This window comes from Streptomyces sp. NPDC031474 (assembly GCF_055581185.1).
Genome location: NZ_JBVIJX010000015.1, coordinates 1 through 26,227, shown reverse-complemented (window position 1 = coordinate 26,227; position 26,227 = coordinate 1). Strand labels below are relative to the sequence as shown.

Here is a 26,227-nt window from a genome sequence, read left to right as displayed (position 1 = left end):
ACCTTCTGCGTGCGCGGGTTCGCTCAGTGCCGGCCGCCCTCGGCCAGGCCCGCGAGGAACAAGCCACGGCCCGACTGGATCCCCTCGACGAAGGCCACGCGCAGACCGGCGCGCGTGAAGGCCTCCTCGTACTCGGCCCGCGTGAACAGGGTCAGGGCATGCGTCTCCGCGAAGTGCTGTATGCCGCTGTCCGGTTCGGCCACCACGTAGTGCACGACCATGTGCGAGGTGCGCCCCTGGCGCTCCGTGTACGAGACACGGGTCATCGTCCGCCGCCCCACGGTCACCGTGTCCCCGCTCACATGGCGTTCGAGGGAGGTCTCCAGGAACCACCACGGGTCGACCGCCACGACACCGCCCGGCGCCAGGTGCTCCGCGAACGACCGCAGCGTGGAGGTGAGTTCGGCGGTGTCCTTCAGATAGGCGATCGAGCCGAACATGCAGGTGATCGCGTCGTAGGAGCGCCCCAGGGAGAGGTCGCGCATGTCGCCGCGGTGCAGAACGGCGGCGGGCGCCGCGGCGCGGGCCATCGTCAGCATGGCGTCGGACAGCTCCAGCCCCTCGATCTTGTCGAAGAGTTCGGCGAAGTGACGCAGATGCGCGCCGGTGCCGCAGGCGACGTCCAGCAACGAGGCCGCCTGCGGATTGCGGGCCCGGACGAGCCCCGCGACGGTGGCGGCCTCCGCCCGGTAGTCCTTGCCGCGCGACTCGTGGAGCAGCTCGTAGATCTCGGCCATCCCGGGTCCGTACATGGCGGAATCCCCTCCCTCAGCTGGAACTGCTGAAACTGTCGGCGTGGTCCGCCGCCCAGCTCGCGAAGGTGCGTGCCTCCCGGCCCGTGACCTTGCGCACCACATCGGTCACCGGGCCGGGGGTGACGGCCGACTCGGCGAGGTAGTCGAGCAGCATCTCGACGACCGGCGGCGGCATGAAGCGGCTCATCGCCTCGCGCCCGGCCTCACGGCTGAGCTCCTCGAAGCGGATCTCCCGGCCGATCGCCTCCGCCACTGCGCGGACCTGCTCGATCTGCGTCAGTGCCTGGGGCCCTGTCACCAGGTACTGCGCGCCGGCGTGCCCGTCCTCCAGCAGCGCGGCCACCACCACCGCTGCGATGTCGGCCTCGTGGACGATCGCGCGGGCGGCCCTGGCGTACGGGGCGCGCACCACGTTCTGCGTACGGATGGACTCCCCCCACTTCCACAGGACGTTGCCGGCGAACTCGTCGGGGCGTACGAAGGTCCAGTCCGCCCCGCTGTCCTCGACGGCCCGCTCGACCGTCCGGTGGTGCTGGTGGCTGGGATTGCTCTCGTCCTCGAGCACCGAGCTGGACGACAGGACGACGATGTGCCGGACCCCCGCCTTCCGGGCCAGCGCCGCGACCTCGTGGGCGGTCTCGGGCACCGGGAAGAGGTACATCCGGTCGATGCCCTCCAGCGCGGCGGGCAGGGTCCGCGGCTGCTCCAGGTCGCCCTGGACGACCTCGACGCCCGCCGGCAGCGCGGCGGTCCCGGGTGTCCGGGTGAGCGCCCGCACATGATGCCCCGAGGCCACCAGGCCTTCCGTGACATGGCGGCCGACCCTGCCCGTGGCACCGGTCAACAGAATGTTCAAGGCCCCTCCTCGGCAAGCGAAGCGGTGCCCCCCCGGAAGTCTTCCGGAGAGGCGATTGCAGGACGCCAAGGCTGTCGTGCCGGGCTAGAGGACCCGGTGAGCCCCGATGGATCCGCACCCGCCCGCGCCGCTCCAGGAGGACTGGAGCGATACTGCACCCGTTCTCGTGCGGGTCGGGGGCAGTCTGGCGTGACATCGTCCGCGAGACTGTGAGGAATCGCCATGTCATTGGCCGAGCGCAAGGCGTTGTGTCTGGAGATGGTCGCCGCCTGGAACCGGTGGGACCTGAGCGGGATCATCAAGCACTGGTCGCCGGACATCGTGCACTACTCCGAGGACACCGAGGTGAGTTCCGCCGACATGATCAAACTCATGGAGGCCGGGCTGAAGGCGTTCCCCGATCTCCAGCTCGAAGTGAAGAGCATCATGGCCGAGGAGGACCGGGTCATCCTGCGCATCACCGTGACCGCCACCCACCAGAACGAGTTCATGGGCGTGAAACCGACCGGACAGCGCGTCAGCTGGCACCTGGTGGAGGAGCTGCGCTTCGCCGACGCCAAGGTCGTGGAGCACTGGGACGTCATCAACATGCGTCCCCTGCTGGTCCAGTTGGGCAAGCTGCCGGACGTTCCGAAGGTGGAGCTGGAAGCAAGCGCCTGACCTGCCCGGTCGTTCAGCCGCCGGTGTACCGCTCCACCGGCGGGAGCCCGGGGGTGCGGGCGTGCTCCGCACCCCCGGGTCGGGGCGTCCCACCGCGTTGGATCAACCCCGTCCGGGAGCCCTTCGCCGCGCCCCGGGCCGCTCACTATGCTGACGCGCAGGCGAGCGGCAGGCAGGCGGAACGCCGCACCAGAGGGAACGGGGTGACGATGTCGGCGACGAGGCTATTGGTCCTCGGGGTGGTACGCGGCTTCGGCAGGACGCATGGCTACCGGGTCCGCGCCGAGCTGCTGTCCTGGGGGATCGACGACTGGGCCAACGTCAAACCCGGTTCGATCTACCACGCCCTGCGCCAGCTGGCGAAGGCCGGCCTCCTGGAAGCCAGCGAGATCGCGGACTGGCCGGGGCGGGTGGACTACAGCCTGACCCCCGAGGGGGACAAGGAGTTCTTCCGGCTGCTCGTCGACGCCCTGGAACGGCCCGAGCACCGTGCCGACATGCTCAGCGCCGGCCTCGCACTGTTGCCCGCGCTCACCCGTGACCGTGCCGTCTCCGTGCTCTCCACGCGGCTGGCCGTCCTGGAGACCCAGCGCGCGGTGCTGCGCGAGTCGTCCGCGGTCGACGCCGAGGCGCTGCCACCGCATCTTCGCGAGCTGTGGACGATGCGGGCACGGTATGCCGACCTCAGCGTGGAATGGACTCGTGACCTGCTGGAACGGGTGACATCCGGGGAGTACGAGATGGCCGGAGAGCACGAGGGCACCTTCGGGATGCCGGGAGCCTGGCGGTCCCTCATCGAGCCGTTGGTGCACTGACGGGCCTTCGCACACTTCACTAATCAAACTTGCATAGTTGGCCGTCCGTGCCCTAGCTTGGATGAGTAATCAAATTTGATTACTGAACTGGGGTGCCGTTCTTTTCCGCCCTCCCGTCCTCGGGGGCTCTCCCGGTGCGTCCGCCATGGCGCACAGCCCCTCGTGGCGCATCAGGACCAAGGAGTCACAGATTGAGTTCGCAATCCACGCTTGCCATCGAGACGTCGGGCCTCGTCAAAGTCTTCGGTGAGACCCGTGCCGTCAACGGCGTCGACCTGGCCATCCCCCAGGGCGTCGTGTACGGCGTGCTGGGACCCAACGGCGCGGGCAAGACGACGACGATCCGGATGCTGTCCACCCTGCTGACCCCCGACGGCGGAACCGCCCGGGTACTCGGGCACGACGTGGTCAAGGAGGCCGACGCGGTGCGCAGCCGGGTGAGTCTCACCGGCCAGTTCGCCTCGATCGACGAGGACCTCACCGCCACCGAGAACCTGACCCTGCTCGCCAGGCTGCTGGGCTTCTCCCGCGCACAGGCGGCGGACCGGGCCGAGGAACTGCTCGCGGCCTTCGACCTCACGGATGCCGCCGGACGGCAGTCCAAGACCTTCTCCGGCGGCATGCGCCGCCGGCTCGACATCGCCGCCAGCCTCGTCCTCACCCCCGACCTGCTCTTCCTGGACGAGCCGACCACCGGACTCGACCCGCGCAGCCGCAACCAGGTGTGGGACAGCGTGCGAGCCATGGTGGCCCTGGGCACCACCATCCTGCTCACCACGCAGTATCTGGACGAGGCCGACCAACTGGCCGACCGGATCGCCGTCATCGACCACGGCCGGGTCATCGCCGAGGGCACCACCGGCGAGCTGAAGTCGTCGGTCGGCACCGGAGCCCTGCACGTACGGCTCGTCAACGCCGAACAGCGCCCCGACGCCGCCCAGTTGCTCACCCGGGCCCTCGCCTCGCCGGTCTTCCAGGAGTCCGACCCGTTCGCCCTGTCCGTGCGGACCGACGACCACGAGAGGGTGGCCCGAGCCCTGGCCGAACTGGCCCGCTCCGAGATCGCCGTCTCGGACTTCGCCTTCGGCCGGCCCAGCCTCGACGAGGTCTTCCTCGCCCTGACCGGCCGCCCCGCGGAAGCCGACAACACCGACCAGGAGGACGCGGCATGACCGTCACATCCGAGACGACGGCCACCCCCGGCGTGCCCACCGACGCGCTGCGCAAGGCCCTCACCAGTCAGATCCGCCCCTCCCGCCCCAACCCGCTGACCGCCGTACGGGTCTCGGCCTGGCGGACGATGCGCAAGATGAAGCACTACGGCGTGGCCGTGCTGTTCGACGTCACGCTGATGCCCATCATCTTCCTGCTGACCTTCACCTATCTCTTCGGCGGCGCGTTCGCCGGATCGACCAAGGAATACCTCCAGTACTTCCTGCCGGGCGTCCTCGTGCAGACCGTCGTGATGCCGACGGTCTACACAGGCACCGCGCTCAACATGGACATCACCCGGGGCATCTACGACCGCTTCCGGACCCTGCCGTTCTGGCAGCCGGCCACCATCGTGGGCAGCCTTCTCGGCGACATCGTCCGCTATGTGCTGGCGATGACCACCACGATGGGTGTCGGCCTGGCGCTCGGCTTCCGCCCCGACGGCGGAGTGGGCGGCGTCCTGGCCGCGATGCTCCTGCTGCTGGTATTCGCGGTGAGCGTCAGCTGGATCTTCGCCGCCCTGGGTGTGGTCGCCAAGGCGCCCGAGACGGTGTCCGGCTCCAGCATGCTGGTGATGTTCCCCCTGGTCTTCACGAGCAACATCTTCGTGGAGCCCGAGACGATGCCCGGCTGGATGGAGGCGATCGTCAAGGTCAACCCGGTCAGCAACGCGGCCACCGCCGTACGCGGACTGGTCCACGGCGATGCGAACGGCACCGACATCGGCTGGGTCCTGCTGGCCTGCGGAATCATCACGCTGATCTTCGCCCCGCTGACCATGCACCTCTACCGCGCCAAGAGCCGCACCTGACGGCGCCCCCGAACGAGCCACGGCAGCCGGGGTCGGTCGTCTCCCCCGTCGGCTAACCCCGAGCTGCCGTGGCTCTCCCTCCCCGAACACGGAAACGGCGTCTCCGAGGCGAAAGCCCCTCGCAGACGCCGCTTCCGCGTCCCGGCTCCCTGGTCGCCGCCAACAACCCGGCAAAAGCCGACGCCAAGACGCTCAGTCAGGTCGATCGCTCCCGCTCCCGCTGACGCTGCCGCGGGAGCTGATGAGCCAACGGCGGGCCCACAGCCCGCGGTAGGCCGACAGACGTCCCCCACCGTGGCTCGAGCCGGACGCCTATCGAGGCGGCCTGGGAGACGACCTGGCGGCCGTCGTCCTGAACACGGACACGGGGATAGGACCGGATAGAGGGCTTCACCTGGGAAGTGCCGCCGGCGGTGGCAGGAACAAGGACCTCGTGCACTCTCCCCAGCTCCCATCCCGTCCGCCGTCGACCCACACACCGTGGAGCGGGCGTGGTTCCTGGCGTCCAGGTGGAGCGTGCCACTGTACGAACGACCTGGACGCCATGAGCCGCGTCTGCTCGGCTCTGCCTGGGTCGACGGTGTGCGAGATGGCAGCTCCCCGCGCACGCCACTACGTACCCGCAGCCGGGCCCGGCGCCCCCTTCATCCCGGTGCCGGCCGATCCCCCGCCGGAGGCACCGTTCTGACCGTGGCCGCTCCCGTGTAGGACTCGACTCGTGGTCTTCGGCTCGCTGCTACACGCGCGGCACGGACACCGGCCGGGCTGGAGCGGGGCGGAGGCAGGAGCGCAGGCCCGGACGGGTGTCCCCCTCTTTTTTCTTGATGACTGTCGCACCGTCCCGTGAGATGCGGGGCGGCGGAGAGCGCGTCCGTGGTGCCGGCCCTTTTTGGCGTTCCGGGCGGTGTCAGTGGCCAGATCGTGAGAGGACGTCGTCGACGGTCTCAGCCTGCCGGAGGGGATGGAAGTGGACGTGGCCGTCGGGATCGACGCGCACTCCGTGGACGGCAGGGTCGGGCAGGCTGTTGTAGTGGAAGGGGGTGGAGGAGTAGTACGCGCCGGTGTCCAGGAGGGCGACGATGTCGCCCGGGGTGAGCAGGGGCAGCGGGCGGGCCTCGGCGAGCAGGTCGCCGGCGAAGCAGCAGGGGCCCGCTATGTCCTGGGGCACGGGTTCGCCTTGCTTGAGCGTCCCGTCGGGTCCGTGGGCGGTGAGGCGCAGGGGCCAGGCAGCCGGCATGAACACGGTCCGGGTGGCGACCTGAGCCCCGGCATGGGTGATCGCGATCGGGCGTCCGCCGGAGATCTTGGTGTATTCCACGCAGGCGGCGGTGAAGCCGTTCTTGGCCAGCAGGGATCGTCCGAACTCGGTGACGATCCGGTATGCGCCGGTGAACAGGGCCGGGGCATGAGCCTGGAGAGTGGCGACGTAGTCGTCGAAGCCGGGCGCCGTCTCGTCGTCGGCGAAGTTGACGGGGAGCCCGCCGCCGATGTCGATGCCGGTCACCTGGCGTCGGCCACAGGTCGCGTTGACCTCGTCGGCGAAGGCCACGGCCTTCGCGATGCCCTGGGCGATCAGTTCGAGCGGGCAGCCCTGCGATCCGACGTGCGCGTGGACCCATGTCAGCCATGGCCGGTCACGGTAGGCGGCAAGGAGCCGCTGCCGATTTCCGTCGTCCTCCAGGGCGATGCCGAACTTCGAGGTCGCGGTGGCCGTGCTCATCTCTACGATTCCGCCGCCACCGACCTGGGGATTGAGACGGACGCCTATTCGGGAGGCGGGGGCGGACTCGGAGGCACGGGCCGCGAGGATCTCGTCGATGCGGGCGAGCTCCTCGAAGTTGTCCGCGTTGACCGCGACGCCCAGTTCGAGGGCCTGGCGAAGGTCGGAGCGGGTCTTCGCCGGAGAGTCGTAGACGATCTGTTCCGGCGCGAAGCCGGCGGCCAGCGCCTGCGCTAGCTCTCCCGGACTGGCCACTTCGCAGCCCATGCCGAGATCGCGCAACTCCGCCAGCACCGGCACCAGACAGTTCGCCTTCGCCGCGAAGGTGTGCAGGACGTTCACCGAGTCGGGAAACGCCTTCTGCAACGCCGCGACACTCGCCGCGACACCGTCGAGGTCGACGAAGGCGGCCAGGACGGCGCTGTCGGGTTCGACGAGCCGATCCCGTACGGCCGCACGCAGGATGCGTTCGCGCCGCTCGCCTGCTGGGGAGTTCGTCATGCGGAAACGGTCCTTTCCTGGTCGCGAGCAGCCGCGTACCGGGCGGAGCACGAGATGAAATCCTCGAAGAGTCGGCGGTGGGCAGGTTGGCCGGCCAGTTCCTCCGGGTGGTACTGGACGCCGATGATCCACCGGTCGGGGTCGGTCGATTCGACGGCTTCCACGATGCCGTCCTCGGCCCTGCCGACCACTCGTAGGGGCGGTGCGGGCCTGGCAATGGCCTGGTGGTGCAGGCTGTTGACCCGGAGCGACCGTGCTCCGGACAGTCTGGCGAGGCGAGAGTCGTCTTCGATCAGAAGGTCATGCGCTTCGGAGTCCAGCGGAAGTCCCGGTAGATGGGACACGTCGCCCGGCTCCAGGTGCTGGATCAGGCTGCCGCCCAGGGCGACGTTGAGGATCTGGCAACCACGGCAGATGCCGAGTACGGGCATTCCCAGGCGGACCGCACCGTGAATGGCGGCGATCTCCAGTGCGTCGAGGTCCGCGTCGATGACTGTCTCGGGCCGCGGGTCCTCGCCGAAATGGCGGGGGTGGGGGTCGGGCGCGCCGACTCCGCCGGGCAGCAGCAGGCCGTCGACGCGTTCCATCACGTACTGGACGGCGTCGGCATCGATTCCGGGCACGATGACGATGGGTATGGCGCCCGCACTGGTCAGCACCCGTACGTAGTTCTCCGTCAGTCTCAGGACGGATGGTCGGTCGGGCAGGTCCCGGCCGACCGTCACCGCGATCAGGGGCCGGTGGACATTGTCAGACACGGAGTTGTTGCCTCTCGTAGGGGCGTAGGGGCGTAGGGGCGTAGGGGCGTAGGGGCGTAGGGGCGGCACACCTGATCGGTCTACAGGACGCTGTCGAGGAATGCCCTCGTGCGCTCGTGCCGCGGATCGTCGATGACACGGGACGGCGCGCCGGACTCGACGACGATGCCGTCGTCCATGAAGACGACCTGGTCCGCCACCTCGCGGGCGAAGCCGATCTCATGGGTGACGACGATCATCGTCATTCCGCTCCTCGCGAGGTCGCGCATCACGCTCAGCACGTCACCGACGAGTTCGGGGTCCAGCGCGGAGGTCGGCTCGTCGAAGAGCATCAGCTTCGGTTCCATGGCGAGCGCGCGTGCGATGGCGACCCTTTGCTGCTGGCCTCCTGACAGACGGGCCGGATAGGCGCCGGCGTGGTCGGTGAGGCCGACCCGCCGCAGCAGTTCCATGCCGCGAGACCGGGCGTCCGACCGGCTCTGGCGGGCCACTCCGATCGGGGCCTCGGTGATGTTCTCCAGGGTCGTGAGGTGGGGGAACAGATTGAACCGCTGGAAGACCATGCCGATGCTGCGGCGCTGAGCCGCGATCTGCTTCGGCTTCATCTCCCTGGCGCGCCCCGTGCGGGAGGCGTGTTCCTCGTAGCCCATCAACTCGCCGTCGACGTAGATACGGCCGCCGTCGACCTTTTCGAGGTGGTTGATGCAGCGCAGGAAGGTCGACTTGCCCGAACCCGACGGCCCGAGCAGGCACATCACCTCCCCCCGCCGGACTTCGAGGTCTATGCCCTTGAGTACGTGGTTTGCGCCGAAGTGTTTCCGTACGTTCCTGGCCTCGACCAACGGGCTCGGGGTCATGAGTCCGCCTCCGTCCTGGCGTTCCGGGGATGGGTGTGAGCGACCTGTGCGACGCGGGTCCGGATCCGCGTGACCGTCTGTCGGGCCTGCTGCCATGGCGTGGTGGGCAGGCTGCGGCCCGCGCCGCGGCCGTAACGGCGTTCGAGGTAGTACTGCGGTACGGACAGCACCGAGGTGAGGACCAGGTACCAGGCGCTCGCGACGATCAGCAGCTCGACCTGGCTGAGGTTCTGCGCGGAGATCCAGCTCGCTCGTGTGTAGAGCTCCGGCACCGCGATCAGCTGGAGGAGGGCGGTGTTCTTGAGCATCGAGATCGTCTCGTTGCCCATCGGCGGGATGATCACCCGCATCGCCTGGGGCACGATGATGCGCCGCAGGGTGTACGCGGGTGACATGCCCAGCGAGTGAGCCGCTTCGACCTGGCCGTGGTCGACGGAGAGCAGACCCGCGCGGACGATCTCGGAGGCGTAGGCGGCTTCGTTCATCCCGAGTGCCAGCAGGCCGGCGACGAACGGGGTCACGATCGTGTTGGTGTTTGCGGAGAAGAAGTGGACCGAGGTGAACGGGATACCGAGGCCGATCTTCTCGTACAGCAGGCCGAGATAGCCCCAGAAGACGATCTGGACGAGCAGCGGGGTGCCCCTGAAGAACCACGTGTAGCCCCAGGAGACCACGCGCAACACCGGGTTCGCGGAGAGCCGCATCACGGCTAGCGCGACGGCCAGGGCTGTCGCCAGCAGCATCGAGCAGGCGGTGAGGCCCACCGTGAGCAGGACGCCTTGGAGGATCCGCCCGTCGAAGAGGAAGTCGGCGATGGTGGCGTGGTCGATGTTCTGGTTGCTCCAGAGGGAGACCACCCACCCCAGGCACAGGACGACCAGTGCGGCTGCGGCGATCCAGCGCCCCGGGTGGCTCCGGGGCGCGGCGGCCACGTCGTGTGTCCCGGCGGTGGACTTCACGGTCATGTCCGTGGCGCTCATCCGGCGTTGATCTTCGCAGTGGTGACGCCGTACGACGACAGACCGTACTTCGTCAGGATCTTGCCGTACGTGCCGTCCTTGATGACCGAGGTCAGCGCCGCCTGGAGGGCCAGGACGAGGTCGTGGTCCTTGCGGAGTACCCCGATGCCGGTGAAGACCGGCGCGTAGCCGGTGGGGTGCGCGGCGTCGTGGACGACCTCGAACTGCTTGCCGTTGCCGGCCGTCCGGGCGGTGTACTCGGCGACCGCCGCGTCGAGGACGTCGGCGGTGCCCTTGCCCGCGCGGACGGCGACCAGGGAGTCGCCCTCGGTGGGCAGCTCGACCACGGTGATCGGCTTCTTGCCGGCGGCCTCGCAGCTCGGGGCCTGCGCCCTCATGAGGTCGGCCTGCGTGGTGGCCTTGGCGACCGTGACGGACCTGCCGCACAGGTCCAGCACGCTGCGGACCTTCTCGGGGTTGCCCTTCTTCACGATGATGTCCATGCCGGCGTGGAAGTAGTCGACGAAGTACAGGCTCTTCTGCCGTGCCGGGGTGTCGTTCATCCCGTACATGATGATCTCGTGCTTGCCGGACTGGAGCGACGGGATGATGCTGTCGAACGCCTGGTTCGTGAAGGTGAACGGGACGTCGAGCTTGGCTCCGAGCGCCTGCCCCAGGTCGTAGTCGAATCCGGTGAACTTCTGCTGGGAGTCGAGCATTTCCATCGGCGCGTAGACGCCGCTGGCCACGTTGATCCCGTTTTTGAAGCGTGCGGGCAGCAGCTTCGCGACCGCCGGGTCGGCGGCGACCGACACGGTGGCCGCCTTGCCTCCGCTCGCCGCGGAGGTGTCGGTTGCGCCGTTACCGGTACAGGCGGTGAGGAGCGTTGCCATGGTCGTCGCAGCAACAGCAGCGACGAGACGAGTTCTGGCCATCTGCGTCTCCGTTCGGTCGGACGTGCAGTCCGTGCAGTCCGTGCTGGGTGTTGCGGCGATTGTGTATTTCGCCCGCACTGGGAGTCCTAGTCCGATTGTTTTAGGATCTGGCCATGTCGTTGTCGGATCGGACAAGTGGCAGGGCTTTCACTGTCCGTCACCTTGTCGAGAGCATCGGAGCGCCGATCCTCAAGGCGCTGACCGCGCAGGACGCGCTGGAACATCCGGTGCGGGGCACCGTTCTCCACGACCCCGCCGACCCGCTGCCCCCCGGGCGTGACCAGGTACTGCTGATGCCGGGGCTGCTGGCCGACCAGCCCGCGGCAGCCGAACTCGTAGGGGAAGCCGCTCGACTCGGGTACAGCGCCATGGTCGTCAAGCTCAGGGGGGTGAACGGCACCGAACTGGTCGCCGAGGCGGAGGGCAGCGGCCTCACCCTGCTGGCGGCGGCGGACGAGGTCTCCTGGCGTCACCTCGACGCGTTGCTCCTCTCCGCCCTGGGCTCGCAAGGCGTCGGCGGCGGGTCGGCGGCAGACATCGGAGACGACCTCTTCGCTCTGGCGAACGCCGTCAGCGCCGTCATCGGCGGGTCCGTCGCGATCGAGGACCTGGACCGACGGGTGATGGCCTATTCGTCATCTCCCGATCAGCGCATCGACTCCCTGCGCCGCGAAGGAATTCTCAGCCGCCGGGTCCCGGAGATCGACCACAACCTGGAGCGCTATCGCATCCTGCTCGGCTCCGAAGGCGTGGTCCGCTTCCCCGAGGCGCTCGGCGCCCTGCCCCGAGCAGCCATCACCATCAGGGCCGGCACCCAGCCCCTCGGCACGATCTGGGCGATCGAAAGCCCCGACGGCATCGGCGCCGACGGAGAACGAGCTCTGATCGACTGCGCACGACTGGCCGCACTGCACATTCTCCGCAACCGCAACGCGAGCGAACTCGAACTCCAGAAGCGCGAGAGCGCGCTACTGGGCGCGTTGGAGGGCCTGTGGCCCACCCACGAGACCAGCTTCCGTCTGTCCATCCCGCCAGGAGCCGAACTCGGCCTCCTCGGATTCGCGGCCTCCGCCGACGCGAGGGGTCTCCTCGCCCTGACAGCCCACCTGGGGCACGCCCTGACCCGCTACGTCGTGCCCGTCCGCCCCGACGCAAGCATCGCCACGACATCCCGCGCCATCTACGTCCTGCTACCCGGCGGCGGCTCCGCGGCCGCGACCCGCCTCGCCAAAGGCGCGCTCACCTCGATCCGCAGCTCGTTCGGCGACTTCGTCCGCGCGGCCATCGCCCCTGGTGACACGGACCCGGCACGTCTGCCCGCGATGCGCCGCGAGACAGACGACATCCTCAGGGTGACCACCGCCCACCCGGACGCACCGCCCGTCGCCACCCTCGACGACGTGCGCGCACGGCTCCTGCTGGCCCGCGTCGGCGACGAACTCAGCCACGAACCACGCCTGAGACACCCCGGCGTCGCCACGATGGCCGCCCACGACACCGAGAACGGAACGGACTTCGTCGTCTCGGTCCTCGCCTGGCTGGAAGCCGTGGGCAACGTCGCCGAAGCCGCGGCACGCCTGGGCGTGCACACAAACACCCTCCGCTATCGCCTGCGACGCACCGCCGAACTCTTCGGCCTGCCCCTGGAACAGCCCGACGACCGACTCGCGGTGTGGCTCCAACTGCGCCTGCTTCAGCGCTGAGCCGACCATCACCCCACGAGGCGCACCGGGAGGATGTCGGAAGCCCCGAACGACAGCGCATGATCGGTCCAAGACCATCGGGCTGGTTCTGGTGGGCCAACTCCACGGTGAAGCCGGCGGCTTCCTAGGCGGCGATGACGCGCTCGGTGGCCGCAGGCATCTCCGCAGTGGCCCGGTTGACCGGAGCAAAGAGGCCGACGTCGTCACTGACCCGGTTGACGATCTGGTGTGCTTGGACGGCGTAGCCGCCCGCCAGGGCGTAACCGAAGTCGTCGGCGAGCGCGCCGAGACCGATGCGGATGAGGCGGCGGTGCAGTTCGTCCACTACGCCGCGGCCGCCGCAGGTGCGAGCTCGGGGAAGCGGGCCTGCCAGGCCGCACGGGCCGGAGTGGGCAGGAACAGGTCCGTCCAGTGCCGGCGCAACAGGTCGGCGTTCAGGTGCGCCCGCAAGTCGGCGGCGGACTGGGCTTCGCGGACGACCCGCTCGTACATGAGAAGGAGGTCGGCCTTGTCGGCGAGGTCGCTTTCATAGTGCGGACCGAAGTCGATGTGCCGGGGCAGGGTCACGGTGCCGGAGGTTGGCCCCACCAGATCGTCGAGTGACTCCGCAAGCGCGTAGATCCTTGCTGCGCCGTACCTGCTCATACGTCCGGCATGCCGTAAGCAAGCCGTCGCGTAGTGGTGCCGACTCTCGGATCCACTGCGGCGAGGGGCTGATCACATCCGTGCCGAGCATTGGCCCGCGAAAATGGAACGGCGTGGTTCGCCGTCTGTTTTGACGCCGGCCTCGTCCCCAAAGCACAGGCCACAGAGGGCTCCTTTCCACAAGGGCAGTTCGATCGCTCCTCGACACTGGAGGGGAAGCCCCCGGCCGCAGCCCCCACGCCGGACCGCCCAGGAGCGCTGACGTCCGGCGTTGTTGATGTCGCTCGTGGATGTCAGAACGTGTAGCCGCGTGCTCGCTGGCACCACGGGCCCTGATTGACCCGGAGGGCATCAATGCGGGGAGCATGGCGTACCTCTGAGCATGCCTCTTGGCACTATCACAGGACGTTCTGGCGATCCCAGTACTCGGTTTGGAGTAGGCGTGAGCTTTTGTAGCGCTGGACAAGCCGCTCGAAATGTCGACCTTCAAGAGGAGAGGCGTGGTTGCGGCGCTCCACGATGTATGGCTCGATGGCGGCCCAGACCTGCGGCGGAGAACGATGGAAACAGGCCAGTATGAGATCAAAGGCCAGTAGTCTTTGCTCGACCAGAACCCCCAGCAATTCGAGCTGATCATGAAGTTGCCAGAAAGCATGGAAATCTTCACTGCTCATACGAGAGGGGTCAAACGTTTCAGGTGATCCGAACTCGCCACTTATGAGACGGTGCCGAAAGTGGCGAGCGGCGGGTGCGTGATATTTCTCCTGGAATGAGAGGAGGAGTTGCACATGGCGTGAAAGACGTGCCTCCTTGATCTGCGAGTAGGCGAAGAAGGAGGCGGCGATCACGAATAAGGTCCCGACCCCGGCACTCACGGCACTGACAGCTTCCCAGACGTCCCCCATGCCTCGCAGTACAGCACTCCATCGAGCTGTGGGATAGGTGGCGTGTGCTGGCGGAACTTCAGGCATGGGGGCTCCGTGCCCCCCAGCTGCCCGAACCGCCCTGCCCGCCTGTGGTGAAGGGCTGTCCGGGTGGTCCATGCCGGGGACCCTGCTTGGGAGGCACATCCGCAAGGACCTCTTCGTCCCGAAGCAACTTGGGCGGGCGGTCGGCCTTGGGCTGGTGTGCGTCTCACCTGTGCTGATAGTCCGCTGGCGTCCGTGCTCGTCCGCCGGTGTTCGTCGGCGTTGTCACGCAGTTAGACACTCACCCCTGCTGCACTTCCGATACGGGAAACACCGGTGCGGGCGGGCTGACGGCTTTCCTATCATCAGTCTGCCTGCGTCGGCCGGCGTGCTGTAGACCCGCAGCACCGGCCCGTTGTGGAGGGGGCCAGTCCGTTCGAGCCGGGCCAGGTGGGCTGACATCTGCTGAGCGGTCCGGTGCGTGGTTCGTTGGTGCAGCAGCCGACGAAAGCCAGCCACGACGGGGGGCGCGCCAACCGATCAGGCGCGCGTGTGCCTCGCTGCACCCCCACCGGCCTCAGCCACGTTGTTTCTTGTCGGGGGCTGGCTGATTGCTGAATGCCGCTTGCTCAGTACAGTCACAACTGATCAACGGCGGCCGAGACCTGCGGCCGCCCAACCGATCAACGCTGCGACCTGCTGCCGAGCTGTCGGCACCTGTCGACGCCGGTCACCACCGAGCGCCCTTCCACGGCCCCAGGACGGCCCGGGAGGGCGCTCGTGCGTCGGGGAGCACCCGCCGTGAGCACCGCTGTAGGAGTTCGGTCCGTGGACCGTGCGGGCGACGCCCCCTTCCAGTCCCGAACCAGGTCTTCTCGCTGAGCGTCGTGGTTGGCCAGACGGGCCAACCACGACGCTCAGTCACAGGCGCCGATACTGCCCTCGTCCGCGTTCCTGCCGGCAAGAGGGCTTCGGCGGGATTGGTGGTGCCGTCATCGGCCTCGCTGTCAGAGAGGACAGGCTCAGGGACGCACGCCCGGCTCGTTCACGGCAGCCGCGAACCTCTGCACGGCTGAGACCTTGATCAGGGTTTCCTCTGTCGTGACCTTGGAGTCGATCATTCCGCCGACGAGCATCATCGTGCGTTCACCCCGGTACTCGTAGGTCTTTGGATCGAGGAGCAGCTCGTCCCGGCGGTGGGTCTCCTTGGTGAACGGGTTGTCGTCCGAAGGGTGGATGGCCAGGGCAGGCCTGCCCATTGCGTCCTTGACGAGCTGCGGACGGACCACCACGCCGGGGATCGTTTTGAGCGCGCGGAAGAGCGACAGGCGGACCTCGAACGGAATGGTGTCCGCGCTGGAGAACGTGTACTGGATCCGCTGGTAATCGCCCCCGAGGCGGATCACCTCAGAGAGGGACCGCAGCAGCTGCTGCGGCTCGCTCGGCAGTTTCTCCAGCTTCTGACGCAGTTTCTTCGGCGATCCGGTGTTCGCCTCGCCGGTCACCGAATCCAGGACGCCGTTCGGCAGCGTGCCGCGGACCTTGCCGCTGCCGTACTGCGTCCATGTCTCCTGCGTGAACTCCCAGTATGCCGGGGTGCCCTTCTCGGAAACGGGATTAAGGTCGTCGCGGAAGTTGAGCGTCGACTGCCGCGTCAGGGTCTTCTGGTAGAGCCACTGACCGTCGGTGGGTTCGGGAGACGTGGCGTACTCGGCCTCCACCCGGTGGGTGCCGGTCGTCGGCGCCACCTGCGCCACCAGCACCGCCGCCACCACCCCGGCGGCAGCGCCCGCCGCGGCGAGCTTCCAGCCGGCCCGTGGCCAAAAGCGGCGGCGCTGCCTTTGTTCGGCGGCGGCGTCCAGCAGCCTCTGCCGCCCAGGCGCCAGCCGGGCCCGGTCAGCGGCGGGCGCGTCCGGCCGGAAGGTCTTCAGCGTCGTCATCTCATCCATGGCCGGCCTCCGGAGCGAAATCCTGCACGAGAGTGGGGTCGTCGCCCAGCGCGGAGCGCACCTTCCTGCGCGCCCGGTTGAGCCGGGAACGGACGGTGCCGACCGGGATGGCGAGCGCCTCGGCGACCTCCTGATAGCTGAGGTCGGCCCATGCGACGAGGAGCAGTACGTTCCGGTCGCCGCCGGACAGCGAGGCGAGCGCGCCAGCGAGGAGGCGGTGCACGGCCTGCGCGGTGACCCGGTCGTCCGCGTGATCGACCCAGGACTCGGTGACCGAGTCGTGGCCGGTGCGGGCGAGCGCCCTCAGGGCGCGCTCCTCGGTGCGGCGCTGCTTGCCGATCAGGTTGGCGGCGATGCCGAAGAACCAGGGCCGGGCGTTCGTGCGGGTCAGGTCGTAGCGCGAGCGAGCCCGGAACGCCACGAGGAAGGTGTCGGCCGTAAGATCGTCGGCGGCCGCGTCGCCGAGCCGCCGCATGACGTAGCGGTGGACATCGGCGGCGTACCGGTTGTACAACACGGCGAAGACCTCGGGCCGCCGCAGGGACTGGGCAATGGCGGACGAGTCATCGTGGTGGTGCTCGTGGTCGTCGTGCCCGACGTCCGGTGGGCCGGTCACGGGGTCTCCGTCTCTGACGTATGTGGTCACACTCTCTCTTCCCCGGTGGGACCCGCCGAGTTCACGCCGAATGTCGTGTCCACGCCAAGACTGGTCGCTCAGCTCGAAAGCCCGCAACACTACGCTGACACTCTCGAGACCGAGCTCACCGACACGCTCGCGCCCTATCTCCTGCGGCAGGGTTTCGAACCCGGCGGCGACACGGCCGCCGAGCCGCCGCTGTTGGACTGCTGGGTCACGGTGCCTGCCCAAGTGCCGGGCATCGAGACGGGCGGCAGCCTGCTGACGGTCCTGGACGACAACGCGGAAGTGTTCTGGTCTTCAGACGTTGGTGTCAGCCCCCTACGGCCGGACTTGACAGGTTCGCCTCTTACCCTTTGAAGGTCTGACGGGTCACCGGTCACGGAATAAGCCGGTAGTCGACTTCGTGCCGTCCTCTCAGGTGCCCGTGCCGTCGGTGGTCGGCAAGAGTGCGGCCAATTCGGCGTCGGCCGGGCGGTGGACCGCCTCGGCCGCCTTACGCAGAATGGTGCGGTCGACCTTGTCAGCGTCGGCGATTAGATGAATCACCACGCCGCCTTCTGGCACCGCGTATTCATGGCTGTCACCTGCCTTGCGGTACCAGGTATCGCCGTCGTGCTCACAGGTGACCTGCTTGTCCGACACCTCGCCCAGCGGCTGCTTGGGGCAGCTCTCCGCTGTCAGCGTGCCGCGACCTACGAAGAGGCCGAACGTGGCGGCACCCTTCTCAGACCGATACGCAACGACGAATTCGTCGTCGTACTCGCCGACCGACTGCTGGAACACGGTGTAGCCGGAGACCTTGGTGACATAGACGAGTTCCGGCGCGACGCCCCAGACGCGCGCGGCGGCCTCGAGGTCGGCGCTGTCGGCGACCGTCCCACTGCTCTTATCCGCGGCGCATCCTGTGAGGAAAACTGGCAGCAAGAGAAGGGGCAGCAGCACAGGCGCGGGTCGCATCATACGCACAACATTTCGCATGGTCATGCCACAAGCGCAACCGATTTCCGGATTCCCCCACCCACGTTCCGGTGCATCGACTGTGCACGCCTTCGGGTGTGGCGAGCATGCCCAGGTCGGCGGAGTCCCTATGAGCGGGTCAAACTCGTGAGCGATCTTGAAAACGGTCGTGGCAGCGATGTCACCGTGGGTTCAAATCCCACACTCACCGCAGGTGAACGGCCCCTGACCTGTGTGGACGATTAGGCAGGACACACATACCTCCGGAGATAAGGTCGTCTCATGACAGAACCAACGCCTGTCACAGCACGGGCTATGCCCCGTGCCCGACGCCGGAAGGGCGTCCCGGCCAGCGCGCCGGGGATGCGCGCCGCTATCTATGTTCGCCTATCGCGCGAAACCGACGAGACGACTTCGCCGGAACGCCAGCGCGCGGCCTGTGAAGCGTTGTGCGAGGCACGCGGCTGGGAGGTCGTAGCCGCAGAGGAGGACATCGACGTTTCGGGTTTCTCGCGCGGGCTCGACCGGCCGGGACTGCAACGCATCCTGACCAGGCTCGCCGAGCTGGACGTGATTGTGTTCTTCAAGATCGACCGGCTTGCACGCTCGACGGTCGACTTCGCGGAGATCATGCGACTTGCCGAGCACCAGAGCGTTGCGCTCGCGTCGGCGACGGAGCCGCTCGACCTCACGTCGTCCATGGGCCGGGCCATGGCGAAGGTGATCGCGGTCTTCGCTCAACTGGAGTCCGACACCATCGGGATGCGGGTGTCCAGCGCGCACGAGCACCTGCGCCGTGAGGGCCGCTACACCGGCGGTCGGGTCCCGTACGGGTACATGGTCGTCCCCAATCCCAACGGGGCGGGCAAGGTCCTCGCGGTCAACGAGGGTGAGGCCAAGACGATCAAGCGGATCGTGGAACGGGTCCTGGCCAAGGACTCGCTCATGCAGATCATCAACGACCTCAACAAGGAGGGCGTCCCGTCACCCGGCCACACCTCACGCCAGACCACGGGCAAGCGCAGCGACTCCAAGCAGTGGTACACGACGACGCTGCGCAGCATGCTGGGCAACCCCCAGTTGCTCGGCCAGGTCATCGAGGACGGAAAGCCGATCCTGCGGACGGACGGTCTGCCCCTGGTCAACCGCCCGCCGATCCTCGACACGGACACCTGGCAGGCGCTCCAGGACGAGTTGGAGCGCCGGGCCAACCCCGGTGAGAAGCGCCGGGAGGGTACGTCGCTGCTGCGCGGCATCATGCACTGCGGAGTCTGCGGCGAGCGCATGTACACCTTCAGCGGGCGCAACGGTCAGCTTCGGTACCGGTGCATCGGTCCGCTGAAGTACCGCCAGCGGGCGGCCAAGGGAGAGGAGAAGCAGGGCGTGAAGTGCTACGGGCCGACCGTGGCTGGGGTGACCACCGAGGAGCACGTCGCCGAGCAGTTCCTCGCGAAGTACGGGCACCTTTCCGTGATGCGGATGGTCCAGGAGGTGGGCGAGGACTTCCGCCCGCAGATCAGGCAGGCCGAGGAAGCGTTGGCCGACCTGCAAAAGGATCGCTACGACCGGGGCCTGTTCAGAGGCGACGACGGAGCGATCCGGTACGCGGAGCAGTACGCCAAGCTGGAGGAGCGACTGGCGACCCTGAAGGAGAGGCAGCGAATGGCGAAGCCGGGCGGCGTGAAGGCGGAGCCGACCGGCGAGACGCACGCCGAGCAGTGGAAGCGCTCGGACGTGGCCGGTAAGCGAGATCTGCTGTTGAACGCGGGCGGCTACGTGGAGGTGGCACCCGCGCGGCGTGGCGGCAAGAAGCTGGACACGTCGCGTCTGTCGGTGTACTTCGGCGAGGAGGGGCACATGCGGCGAGCGGCAGCGGCGAAGGAGAGCGGACAGGAGACCGAGGCGGCCGACGGCCAGGACTGACGCCGACGTCACCGGACACACGCGGGGGCGCCCCCACCTCGTCCGTCAGGTGGGGGCGTCGCTGTCTGCGTTCAGGTCAGGCGGCGTGCTGGTCGGGGTTGTGCCAAGGGCCGATGACCTTGATGGAAGGGCGGCAATATGACAGTCCCGCACCGTCGCGGGTTGTGAACTCGACTGTCTCTGCGACGAGTTCGCAGAGGGCGTCCCCGTCAGTCTCGGACAGTGCCTTCCTGAGCGTGGGGACGGACTCTGCCAGGTCCCAAGAGGGGGAACTGAGGCGGAAGCCGCCCAGGGCGTGTGCGTCGGCGAGGCGGAACGAGAGTCGAGTACTGGGTTGGGGTTCATAGCGGGGTGCGGCTGTCAGCAGGCCGGCCTTGATGGATTCAGGGCCGGAGATGACGACCCGCATGGAGGTTGATCGGGGCAGCACTTCGAAGTGGTCGGCTTCGTGGCTGTCGTGGGACGGCGATTGCATGCCGAAGAGCTGCCCGATGACAGTGGCGACTTCCGCAGTCCCGGTGGAGACACGCCAGGAGCCTTGGCCGCAGTGGAAGCGGCCGACGAACGTGGTCTTGCGGTTGATCATGAGAAATCCCCCTCCTGCTTGAGGCGTTGCGTATGGGCTATGTCGTGGCGGACCTGGGCTGCGAGGAGCTCCTCACCGGGGCGGTAGCCGCTGCTGAGGTAGGTCCAGGAGGAGGCGGTGACGAGGGTGGTCTCTTCGGTGGCGGGGAGGCCGGCGCGGGCGCGGGAGGCTTCGGCCTGGGCGAGACGCCAGGCGCGGCGTACGTCGCGGAGTGCGCCGAGGGTGGTGGAGTAGGCGCGTGACTTGGTGGAGAAGTGGCCGCGGAAGCCGAGCATGTGGGCCCACTTCCAGAGCTTGAGTTCGGCGAACTCCGGCAGGTGGCCGAGGGCCCAGGCGGTGCGGATCATCTGACGCACGTGCTGCCGGACAGGCAGGGCCTTGATGGGTTCGGCCTGTCCGGTGCCGTGGCAGTTGGCGCAGCCGTGCGGGAGGCGGGTGGCGCCGCGTACGTAGCCGCGTCCGGCGCAGGGGCGGCATATGAGGGTGCGGTCTACGGTGCCGGTGCCTTCGGCGCTCTTGGTGGCGTACTTGGCGATGTATCCGGCGACCTTGGCGTCTGTGTACTCGGCAACGCGCGCGTCTGTGAGTTCGCCGTCGCCCAGGGCGGTGATGGGGTCGACCTTGTACCGGCCGCCCCAGGCGATGACGCGTTCGCCGATGGCGTCGGACTCGATGGTGAGCCGAGCGCTCTTCACGGCCAGGCCCACGGCGGCGCTCAGAGCGTCGAAGGTGGCCCAGGCCGGGGGCGGGGTGGTGTGACCGTCGGGGCCGTCGAAGCGGATCACGGCGTGGAAGTGGACCAGGCCGCGCTTTTGGTACTCGGCGACCTTGGCGAAGGAGACGCGCAGGTCGGAGTTCAGGTCCTTTTGCGTCATGCCGAAGTGCTTGGCCAGGGCACGGCGCAGGTAGGTGGTGAAGCGCGCCCAGAGCTGTCCGGCGTGGGCGTTCCACAGAACAGCGCCGGTGTAGTCGTAGGTGGCCGGGTTCAGGGGGGTGCCGAGTTCGGGGGCGTCTTCGGCGTGGGTGTCGCCGCAGACGCAGGGGTGGGGCTTGCCCGCGCCGGTGGTGGGGCGGTTGTGGACGGGGCCGAAGGAGGGGGCGGTGAGAGTGACGAAGGCGCGAGGGTGGTCACGGACGGTTTCGGCGACGTTCTTGCCGCCGGAGAGTCCGGCCTTGATGAGGTGGTAGGTGTCGGCGGCGTAGACGCGGGAGCAGGCGGGGCAGCGGGAGGAGCGTCGGTTGCCGCAGGTGGTCAGCAGGCGTCCGGAGGGTTCGTCTTCGGAGCGGTAGGAGCGGACCACTTCCTTGGTGGTCTGGTCGGTGGTGACGGTGAAGCCATGGAGGTTGACGGGGCTGGTGCAGCCGCGCAGGTCGCGTACCTGCTGCTGTACGCGGTCGAAGTCGTGGGTGTTGGCCAGTTCGATCAGATCCCGCAGGCCGGGGCTGATCACGTGGCGCAGGTCGAGTGGGCGGCGCATGGGTGGCGGGGTCTCCTTTCCGGCGCGAGGGTGGGACCTGCGGGCAGCAGCGATTCAGTGCGCTCGGGCTGCTGCCCGCAGGCATGGCGAGTCGGGCCCAGGGACGGGCGAGGTGGGTGGTGCCGGAAGGCCGGCGGGGAGAACGCGGCTCTACAGAGCGGCGTGAAGGGCCGTAGCCATGGGCAGGCCGATGCCGAGTCGCCTCTTGAGCTGGGCCGGAGAAATCGTTTCTCCGTGCTCGGTGTGGTGGGATGCGGCGATGGAGCGTGCTTCGGTCAGCAGCGGCTCGGGGACCTTGACCGCAGGCGCGGTGAGGGCCGGAGCGATCGGGGCCGGGGCCGGTTCCGGTGTGACGGGCGGGGTGGACGCCGCGACGGGCGCGGGCTGGGCGAGGGCCGGGGCAGGCTCTTGTGCCGGTTCCGTCTCGTCAGCCGGGGCCGGGGCCGGTGCGGTTGCTTCGGTGGTGACTGCGTGGAAGGAGCGCAGGAGCTGTGGGCCGACCGCTCCCCAGCCGAGGAGCAGCAGCGGGGCCACGGCGTCCACGGCGGCGCGGCCGTAGTGTGCGGCGGTGATGGGTTCGGCGATGTTGAGGGCCAGGGTGAGCAGGCCGGAGACGTGCATGAGGCGGGTGGCCGCCTTCATCTGCTCGGGCGGGACGCCCCGAAGGGACAGATAGCGCAGGGCGACCAGGAGCCCGACCACCGACAGGTCGACCATGGGGGCGATCAGGGGTGCGATGGGGGCGGGGACGCCCAGGCGCAGGGCCAGGGCCCAGACGTTGCCGAAGGAGAAGACGAACGCCAGGAGGGCGATGATGCCCATGACCACGGTGACGGTGCGCTGAGTGATCCGGTCCTCAGACATAGGGTTTCACCTCCTCTCACGGGGGATGGGGCGTTGGCCGCCGGGCGGTCAGGCCGCGATCGGCGTGGAACCGTCGTCGTCCGGGTCGATCTTGGTGAGGTCGACGGTGGGGAGCAGGTCGGCCGGGTCGGCGGTCAGGTGCGCGGTCTTGTGCGCGATCTCGGCCGCCCACTCGTCCGGCACGTACGGGGTGCGGATGCGAGTGAAGCCGGGCTGTGCCTGGTGGTTCATCGAGGCGACGCCGACGTAGGCCGGGTCCTGAAGGTTGATCGGGTTGGCGTCCGGCCAGTCCCGGATGTCCTCACCCAGGGCCGCCACGGCGGCTTCGGCGGTCTTCTGCGCGAAGCTCAGGCCAATGGGGCACACGTCGCGGATGAAGGTGGGGATGGCGTCGCCCGTGCTTTTTTGCGTGGCGAGGATGACGAGCATGCCCACCGAGCGGCCCTTCTTGACCAGGTCTTCCACCAGCCGGGCGTTCTCGGCAGCGAGCGCGGCCAGCCTCTTGGTCTTGGGGTCGCTTCCCTTGTGATCGCGGAAGTAGGTGTGCGCCTCGTCGATGATCAGCACGACCAGCGGCCACTTCGCGGACGGGTCCACGTCCCACATGGACTTCACCCCGAGCACATCGCGCACCAGGGTCGAGCGCACCCGCCGCAGGTCCACCAGCTGCCGGAACAGCTTGTTGGCCTCTTCGAGGTCATCGCCGACGAAGGCGAACATGCGCTGTACCCAGTCGGAGTAGTCACCCTCGTACGCGGCGGACACCTTGCCGTCCGCGCAGGCGAACTGAACCCACGGCGCGGGCGCCCAGTCGGACAGAAGCCTGTTGATCAGCGACGTCTTGCCCTTGCCAGGGAGGCCGGCCACGCACATACCGGTCACGTGCCGAAGGTCGACGCACACAGGCTGCGCGTACTCGTCCACGCCCAGATCCAACCGGGCCACCTTCTCCGGCACCTTGCCCGTGGGACGGTGCTCGGTGGGGAACTTGAGCGGATCGAGCCGCACACCCCGGACGACGACCGATCCCGGTTCATCCTGCGTGACCGCGACGCGCGTGCACCGCCAGGCGTCCGCCAGGTGCGGGGCAGCCTTCTGGTACTGCTCCAGGCCGACCCCGGGCAGGCAGCCCGCCCGCGCGATCACCCCGTACGCGTCGTGCGTCACCTTCAGCGTGGGGACCAGGATGCGGGGCCTGACGGGCTTGCCGTCCGCGTTCGCCAGGGAAGCCATCGCCGTGGGCATCTTGTCCGTGGCGCACAGCTTCAGCATCTGCGCGAGCCGCTTCCAGGTCCGTCGCACCCGCACGGCCTGCCGGATGGACTGCCGGGTCATGGCATCGGCCCGCAGGTAGCGGACGACCCACACCAGCGCCCACACGGCGATACCGGCCAGACCCGCCCCGATCAGGACCGGGGCGTAGCCCATGACCTCAGTCACGTCGTTCACGGTCACTTCGCTTCCTTCTTTCGATTCCGGTTCCGGGTGCGGTCGGCGGGTGTCGGCGCAGCGAGGATCAGACAGATTTCCGCGCGCTGGACCGCTTCAGCAGGCGGAAAGCCGTGGTTCGCCCACATCGCCGCGACGCGACGAACCCTGTCGTCGTGACCGGCGAGCGTCAGGCAGATCTCCGCATGGCGAAGAGCCGACGCGGGTGGAAAGCCCGCGCTCTCCCACACCGCCGCGACACTGTGAAGCTGGGTGTCGCGGCTGGCGCGGGAGAAGGCGGTGCCGCTCACGCCGTCTCAGCGGCCGGGGCCGAGCCGCCGACCAGGTCCAAGCGGTCCGCGCGGTAGGCGATGCCATCCGAGAGCGATCCGTTGAAGATCCGGGCCCACGGGGTGGCGAACAGCTCCACCGGCATGACCGGCACACCCGGCCTGAGGCCGTTGGGCAGACCGGTCTCCGGAACGGTGATCTTCAGCGCCTCGGCGCGGTCCTCCTCCATGAAGAAGAGGGTGATCGTGAACAGCTTCGCGCCGGTCTCACGGTCCACGGCGAACTGCGTCTTCTCGGCGTCCGCGTACTTCGGCACGGCCATGTTGCCGACCATGAACGACGCCGACGGGAGCAGACCAACACGGATACGAGCCATGGGGGCACTTCCTTTCGAGTTGGGCCGGTAGGTCCGGCCGCATCACTACATAACCACAACACCCGCTACACACGCAACACCCGCACACCGGTTGTCTCGCTACGCACGCGACACAAGGGTGATGCGGGTGTATCGCGTGTGGGGTAAGCGCCCGTATCCTGCGGGCATGACACTGCCGCTCGAAGACGACTCCCGGCCGCCTTACGTCCAGGCCGCCGAGGTCCTGCGCAGAGAGATCAGCACCGGCCGACTGAAGCCCGGCGACAAGCTGCCCTCTGCCCGCGCACTCCAAGACCGGTACGGCATCGCAAGCAGCACCGTGCAGAACGCGCTCCGGCTCCTCAAGAGCGAAGGGCTGATCTACAGCGTCCAGGGTCGGGGCAGTTTCGTCCGAAACAGCGCCACCATCGCGCCGGCCGAAGCAGCCCCCGGCGAGCAGGGCCGAGAAGACCGGCTCGGAACAGCCGACCATGCTCCCGGCCTCAGCGCGGAATCCCTCGCCGAGGATATGAAGGCCATGAAGACCGACATCAAGCGGCTTGAGGAGACGGTGACTCGGCTTCTGGAGATCGTGGAGGCTCAGCAGCGGAAATAGCCGTCGCCAACCGCTGCACCATCGCATCCAACCGGGCAACCGCCGCGCACACGTCGGTCAACTCCGCATCCAGCACGGCTATTTCATGCTCGGTCATTTTCCGCTCCCCGCCTTGCTTCCGTGCCATTTCCGTGTCATCGCGCAGCCCAGGGTCAGCCGAATCCGGGCTTGCCCGCGCCGGCCAACCAGCAGCCATCGCGCCTGGTGAGTCAGGTCTACCGCTCCGACCGGACACGTTCGAAGGCCCCGGCCTCACGCTCCCGTCCAGCGGGCAAGAACCTTTCTGTGCGGCCCGCATGGCGGGAGGCGTGACCAACTTGCGCCCACAGGGCAGATAGAGCGAACCGGGAGATCCAGGCCCGCGGCGAGGCGAAGAAGTCGGATTACATCCGGCGCGCTCTGCTTGAATCCGAACGGACGTCCCACCGCCCCCACGCTTCGCGGCTAACATCACACATCTCCCTTCGTTCGCCGAGGAACATCAATGGTCCGGAGAATCGCCGGTTTGGGTAACCGGCTATCGTCGGCTATGTTCCGCCCCTTGCGTCGAGGGGTGCCTATAGGGGTTCGCTTTTCGGGTCGCGTGTGACCCGGCGTAAATGCGACCGTCGCCACGCCGCTGCTCCTCTCTGGCGGGATCTTGGCCGCCCCTCTCCTCGCGCTCACGGAAGCCGCCGATCTCCGGCCCTCACCTGCTATCAGGTACAAAAATCCGCCCGGGTGTGACAGCCCAAAGGTCACGGATAGGTAACGGTGGGTGGGGGCTGTCGTGCGTTGTTCCACAGCTCCAACCCTGGACCGATTCGCCTGTGGATAAAGTTCGATGACCTCCGGAGCAAATAGGCTGCAATGCGCCCATGTGTGTCTATAGCGGTTGCGGAGATGCGGAACGGGTTGGGAAGGCGAGGACGCCGCATGGGCGCATGACCGGCCACGGGCCCAGCGCAGCGTGTCTAGTCCCAGGTGATGTTTGACGTTCTGGTCCCAGTTGATGCTTGACGGTGGGCCTAGACAACATCGGAAACCTTGTGGGGCTTGTTTGCCT

The 26,227-nt window shown here is 68.1% G+C and carries 27 protein-coding genes; 8 read left to right on the top strand and 19 right to left on the bottom strand.

From position 1 onward, the window contains the following. Positions 1–23: 23 nt before the first annotated feature. Both ACZ5SK_RS30180 and ACZ5SK_RS30175 read right to left on the bottom strand, forming a co-directional pair. A complete protein-coding gene (locus tag ACZ5SK_RS30180; protein WP_334577256.1) occupies positions 24–752 on the bottom strand; it encodes a class I SAM-dependent DNA methyltransferase in 729 nt (242 codons plus the stop codon). Between the two features lie 16 nt (positions 753–768). Beyond that, positions 769–1,611, bottom strand: a complete 843-nt coding sequence (locus tag ACZ5SK_RS30175) for an NAD(P)H-binding protein (protein ID WP_334577255.1) — start codon at positions 1,609–1,611, stop codon at positions 769–771. A gap of 222 nt (positions 1,612–1,833) precedes the next feature. Between ACZ5SK_RS30175 and ACZ5SK_RS30170 the strand changes: the two genes are divergently transcribed. The 4 genes from ACZ5SK_RS30170 to ACZ5SK_RS30155 all read left to right on the top strand — a co-directional run bounded on the left by ACZ5SK_RS30170 (position 1,834) and on the right by ACZ5SK_RS30155 (position 5,109). Continuing rightward, entirely contained in the window at positions 1,834–2,271 is a 438-nt protein-coding gene (locus ACZ5SK_RS30170) for an ester cyclase (RefSeq protein ID WP_079659590.1), read from the top strand. Positions 2,272–2,480: 209 nt separating this feature from the next. Then, entirely contained in the window at positions 2,481–3,086 is a 606-nt protein-coding gene (locus tag ACZ5SK_RS30165; protein ID WP_319670934.1) for a PadR family transcriptional regulator, read from the top strand. Positions 3,087–3,277: 191 nt separating this feature from the next. After that, positions 3,278–4,258, top strand: a complete 981-nt coding sequence (locus tag ACZ5SK_RS30160) for an ATP-binding cassette domain-containing protein (protein WP_334577254.1) — start codon at positions 3,278–3,280, stop codon at positions 4,256–4,258. Continuing rightward, on the top strand, positions 4,255–5,109 hold the full coding sequence (locus ACZ5SK_RS30155) for an ABC transporter permease (RefSeq protein ID WP_334577253.1): 855 nt from the start codon (positions 4,255–4,257) through the stop codon (positions 5,107–5,109). The genes ACZ5SK_RS30160 and ACZ5SK_RS30155 overlap by 4 nt, the downstream gene beginning before the upstream one ends. 907 nt (positions 5,110–6,016) lie before the next feature. Here ACZ5SK_RS30155 and ACZ5SK_RS30150 read toward each other — a convergent pair. From ACZ5SK_RS30150 to ACZ5SK_RS30130, 5 genes are all read right to left on the bottom strand, one after another. Next, a complete protein-coding gene (locus tag ACZ5SK_RS30150) occupies positions 6,017–7,330 on the bottom strand; it encodes a type III PLP-dependent enzyme domain-containing protein (RefSeq protein WP_468157664.1) in 1,314 nt (437 codons plus the stop codon). Continuing rightward, a complete protein-coding gene (locus ACZ5SK_RS30145) occupies positions 7,327–8,088 on the bottom strand; it encodes a gamma-glutamyl-gamma-aminobutyrate hydrolase family protein (protein WP_361701525.1) in 762 nt (253 codons plus the stop codon). The genes ACZ5SK_RS30150 and ACZ5SK_RS30145 overlap by 4 nt, the downstream gene beginning before the upstream one ends. 80 nt (positions 8,089–8,168) lie before the next feature. Then, positions 8,169–8,945: an amino acid ABC transporter ATP-binding protein gene (locus ACZ5SK_RS30140; protein ID WP_468157665.1), complete on the bottom strand. Its 777-nt coding sequence runs from the start codon at positions 8,943–8,945 to the stop codon at positions 8,169–8,171. Further along, the gene (locus ACZ5SK_RS30135; RefSeq protein ID WP_334577249.1) at positions 8,942–9,925 is read right to left on the bottom strand and encodes an amino acid ABC transporter permease; all 984 of its coding nucleotides are present in this window, start codon (positions 9,923–9,925) and stop codon (positions 8,942–8,944) included. Before ACZ5SK_RS30135 ends, ACZ5SK_RS30140 begins: the two co-directional genes overlap by 4 nt. Next, positions 9,922–10,839, bottom strand: a complete 918-nt coding sequence (locus ACZ5SK_RS30130) for an ABC transporter substrate-binding protein (RefSeq protein ID WP_361701529.1) — start codon at positions 10,837–10,839, stop codon at positions 9,922–9,924. Before ACZ5SK_RS30130 ends, ACZ5SK_RS30135 begins: the two co-directional genes overlap by 4 nt. A gap of 113 nt (positions 10,840–10,952) precedes the next feature. Here ACZ5SK_RS30130 and ACZ5SK_RS30125 point away from each other — a divergent pair, with 113 nt between their 5' ends. Then, the gene (locus tag ACZ5SK_RS30125) at positions 10,953–12,542 is read left to right on the top strand and encodes a PucR family transcriptional regulator (protein ID WP_334577247.1); all 1,590 of its coding nucleotides are present in this window, start codon (positions 10,953–10,955) and stop codon (positions 12,540–12,542) included. Between the two features lie 124 nt (positions 12,543–12,666). Here the strand turns inward: ACZ5SK_RS30125 and ACZ5SK_RS30120 are convergent, their stop codons facing one another. From ACZ5SK_RS30120 to ACZ5SK_RS30100, 5 genes are all read right to left on the bottom strand, one after another. Beyond that, a complete protein-coding gene (locus ACZ5SK_RS30120) occupies positions 12,667–12,867 on the bottom strand; it encodes a hypothetical protein (RefSeq protein ID WP_334577246.1) in 201 nt (66 codons plus the stop codon). Then, positions 12,867–13,187, bottom strand: a complete 321-nt coding sequence (locus ACZ5SK_RS30115) for a hypothetical protein (protein WP_334577245.1) — start codon at positions 13,185–13,187, stop codon at positions 12,867–12,869. The genes ACZ5SK_RS30120 and ACZ5SK_RS30115 overlap by 1 nt, the downstream gene beginning before the upstream one ends. A 398-nt stretch (positions 13,188–13,585) precedes the next feature. Next, positions 13,586–14,092 (bottom strand): DUF4760 domain-containing protein, encoded by a 507-nt coding sequence (locus ACZ5SK_RS30110; protein ID WP_334577244.1) that lies wholly within the window; start codon positions 14,090–14,092, stop codon positions 13,586–13,588. Positions 14,093–15,117: 1,025 nt separating this feature from the next. Continuing rightward, positions 15,118–16,044 carry a hypothetical protein gene (locus ACZ5SK_RS30105; RefSeq protein ID WP_334577243.1) on the bottom strand — a complete coding sequence of 309 codons (927 nt, stop codon included), beginning with the start codon at positions 16,042–16,044 and terminating at the stop codon, positions 15,118–15,120. After that, on the bottom strand, positions 16,037–16,660 hold the full coding sequence (locus tag ACZ5SK_RS30100) for an RNA polymerase sigma factor (protein WP_457495758.1): 624 nt from the start codon (positions 16,658–16,660) through the stop codon (positions 16,037–16,039). Before ACZ5SK_RS30100 ends, ACZ5SK_RS30105 begins: the two co-directional genes overlap by 8 nt. 45 nt (positions 16,661–16,705) lie before the next feature. On the opposite strand from ACZ5SK_RS30100, the gene ACZ5SK_RS30095 reads away from it, so the two are divergent. Next, entirely contained in the window at positions 16,706–17,041 is a 336-nt protein-coding gene (locus ACZ5SK_RS30095; protein ID WP_468576726.1) for a hypothetical protein, read from the top strand. A 57-nt stretch (positions 17,042–17,098) separates the two neighbouring features. Here the strand turns inward: ACZ5SK_RS30095 and ACZ5SK_RS30090 are convergent, their stop codons facing one another. Further along, a complete protein-coding gene (locus ACZ5SK_RS30090; RefSeq protein ID WP_468159020.1) occupies positions 17,099–17,626 on the bottom strand; it encodes a hypothetical protein in 528 nt (175 codons plus the stop codon). 297 nt (positions 17,627–17,923) lie between these two features. Here ACZ5SK_RS30090 and ACZ5SK_RS30085 point away from each other — a divergent pair, with 297 nt between their 5' ends. Next, positions 17,924–19,564, top strand: a complete 1,641-nt coding sequence (locus ACZ5SK_RS30085; RefSeq protein ID WP_468159018.1) for a recombinase family protein — start codon at positions 17,924–17,926, stop codon at positions 19,562–19,564. A gap of 76 nt (positions 19,565–19,640) precedes the next feature. Here the strand turns inward: ACZ5SK_RS30085 and ACZ5SK_RS30080 are convergent, their stop codons facing one another. From ACZ5SK_RS30080 to ACZ5SK_RS30055, 6 genes are all read right to left on the bottom strand, one after another. Beyond that, positions 19,641–20,150, bottom strand: coding sequence for a hypothetical protein (locus tag ACZ5SK_RS30080; RefSeq protein ID WP_334577239.1), 510 nt, complete (start codon positions 20,148–20,150; stop codon positions 19,641–19,643). Further along, entirely contained in the window at positions 20,147–21,628 is a 1,482-nt protein-coding gene (locus tag ACZ5SK_RS30075; protein WP_334577238.1) for a replication initiator, read from the bottom strand. The genes ACZ5SK_RS30080 and ACZ5SK_RS30075 overlap by 4 nt, the downstream gene beginning before the upstream one ends. Positions 21,629–21,778: 150 nt before the next feature. Beyond that, complete coding sequence (locus tag ACZ5SK_RS30070) at positions 21,779–22,492, bottom strand: DUF2637 domain-containing protein (RefSeq protein ID WP_334577237.1); 714 nt, start codon at positions 22,490–22,492, stop codon at positions 21,779–21,781. A gap of 48 nt (positions 22,493–22,540) precedes the next feature. Continuing rightward, positions 22,541–23,941, bottom strand: coding sequence for an ATP-binding protein (locus ACZ5SK_RS30065; RefSeq protein WP_334577236.1), 1,401 nt, complete (start codon positions 23,939–23,941; stop codon positions 22,541–22,543). 2 nt (positions 23,942–23,943) lie between these two features. Continuing rightward, positions 23,944–24,231, bottom strand: coding sequence for a hypothetical protein (locus ACZ5SK_RS30060; RefSeq protein WP_334577235.1), 288 nt, complete (start codon positions 24,229–24,231; stop codon positions 23,944–23,946). Further along, positions 24,228–24,587: a hypothetical protein gene (locus ACZ5SK_RS30055; RefSeq protein ID WP_334577234.1), complete on the bottom strand. Its 360-nt coding sequence runs from the start codon at positions 24,585–24,587 to the stop codon at positions 24,228–24,230. The genes ACZ5SK_RS30060 and ACZ5SK_RS30055 overlap by 4 nt, the downstream gene beginning before the upstream one ends. A gap of 166 nt (positions 24,588–24,753) precedes the next feature. Between ACZ5SK_RS30055 and ACZ5SK_RS30050 the strand changes: the two genes are divergently transcribed. Continuing rightward, complete coding sequence (locus ACZ5SK_RS30050) at positions 24,754–25,182, top strand: GntR family transcriptional regulator (RefSeq protein ID WP_334577233.1); 429 nt, start codon at positions 24,754–24,756, stop codon at positions 25,180–25,182. The last annotated feature ends 1,045 nt before the right edge of the window (positions 25,183–26,227 follow it).

What these genes read in the sequence shown, in the direction of transcription:
- ACZ5SK_RS30125 (WP_334577247.1), top strand. Translation starts at nt 10,953, where the DNA reads ATGTCGTTGTCGGATCGGACAAGTGGCAGGGCTTTCACTGTCCGTCAC.
- ACZ5SK_RS30170 (WP_079659590.1), top strand. Translation starts at nt 1,834, where the DNA reads ATGTCATTGGCCGAGCGCAAGGCGTTGTGTCTGGAGATGGTCGCCGCC.
- ACZ5SK_RS30105 (WP_334577243.1), bottom strand. Translation starts at nt 16,044, where the DNA reads ATGGATGAGATGACGACGCTGAAGACCTTCCGGCCGGACGCGCCCGCC.
- ACZ5SK_RS30165 (WP_319670934.1), top strand. Translation starts at nt 2,481, where the DNA reads ATGTCGGCGACGAGGCTATTGGTCCTCGGGGTGGTACGCGGCTTCGGC.
- ACZ5SK_RS30050 (WP_334577233.1), top strand. Translation starts at nt 24,754, where the DNA reads ATGACACTGCCGCTCGAAGACGACTCCCGGCCGCCTTACGTCCAGGCC.
- ACZ5SK_RS30155 (WP_334577253.1), top strand. Translation starts at nt 4,255, where the DNA reads ATGACCGTCACATCCGAGACGACGGCCACCCCCGGCGTGCCCACCGAC.
- ACZ5SK_RS30150 (WP_468157664.1), bottom strand. Translation starts at nt 7,330, where the DNA reads ATGACGAACTCCCCAGCAGGCGAGCGGCGCGAACGCATCCTGCGTGCG.
- ACZ5SK_RS30135 (WP_334577249.1), bottom strand. Translation starts at nt 9,925, where the DNA reads ATGAGCGCCACGGACATGACCGTGAAGTCCACCGCCGGGACACACGAC.
- ACZ5SK_RS30130 (WP_361701529.1), bottom strand. Translation starts at nt 10,839, where the DNA reads ATGGCCAGAACTCGTCTCGTCGCTGCTGTTGCTGCGACGACCATGGCA.
- ACZ5SK_RS30080 (WP_334577239.1), bottom strand. Translation starts at nt 20,150, where the DNA reads ATGATCAACCGCAAGACCACGTTCGTCGGCCGCTTCCACTGCGGCCAA.
- ACZ5SK_RS30055 (WP_334577234.1), bottom strand. Translation starts at nt 24,587, where the DNA reads ATGGCTCGTATCCGTGTTGGTCTGCTCCCGTCGGCGTCGTTCATGGTC.
- ACZ5SK_RS30075 (WP_334577238.1), bottom strand. Translation starts at nt 21,628, where the DNA reads ATGCGCCGCCCACTCGACCTGCGCCACGTGATCAGCCCCGGCCTGCGG.
- ACZ5SK_RS30085 (WP_468159018.1), top strand. Translation starts at nt 17,924, where the DNA reads ATGACAGAACCAACGCCTGTCACAGCACGGGCTATGCCCCGTGCCCGA.
- ACZ5SK_RS30110 (WP_334577244.1), bottom strand. Translation starts at nt 14,092, where the DNA reads ATGGGGGACGTCTGGGAAGCTGTCAGTGCCGTGAGTGCCGGGGTCGGG.
- ACZ5SK_RS30140 (WP_468157665.1), bottom strand. Translation starts at nt 8,945, where the DNA reads ATGACCCCGAGCCCGTTGGTCGAGGCCAGGAACGTACGGAAACACTTC.
- ACZ5SK_RS30070 (WP_334577237.1), bottom strand. Translation starts at nt 22,492, where the DNA reads ATGTCTGAGGACCGGATCACTCAGCGCACCGTCACCGTGGTCATGGGC.
- ACZ5SK_RS30180 (WP_334577256.1), bottom strand. Translation starts at nt 752, where the DNA reads ATGTACGGACCCGGGATGGCCGAGATCTACGAGCTGCTCCACGAGTCG.
- ACZ5SK_RS30115 (WP_334577245.1), bottom strand. Translation starts at nt 13,187, where the DNA reads ATGAGCAGGTACGGCGCAGCAAGGATCTACGCGCTTGCGGAGTCACTC.